The organism is Parachlamydia acanthamoebae, from assembly GCF_000875975.1.
Lineage (GTDB): Bacteria > Chlamydiota > Chlamydiia > Chlamydiales > Parachlamydiaceae > Parachlamydia > Parachlamydia acanthamoebae.
Genome location: NZ_BAWW01000052.1, coordinates 1 through 244 on the forward strand (window position 1 = coordinate 1; position 244 = coordinate 244).

General features: G+C 38.9%; 1 protein-coding gene. It reads right to left on the bottom strand.

Annotated elements, in window-relative coordinates; translation table 11 throughout:
* Window positions 1-244 (bottom strand): RHS repeat domain-containing protein (locus tag AOM43_RS08630; protein WP_152618859.1); only part of this gene is annotated, 244 nt, incomplete at both ends.

A 244-nucleotide genomic window follows, 5' to 3' on the forward strand; every position in this document is an offset into this window, starting at 1 on the left:
ATGAAAACGTATATTGCCGATGGTAACAGAAAGCAATCTATCCCAGGCATCATACGTGTATTTTTGATCATGGCGCTCGGATAGATTTCCATTGAGGTCATAGGCATAAGCACTCAGTTTGTCTCCTAAAAGCTGATTCAGTGAATTGACGTCAAAACGTTGATCATCTTTTACAAAGCGATTAAAGAGTGAATCGTGTTGATAAGAGTGATTCGCTGAACTCTTTTCTGAATTGAGCTGATAG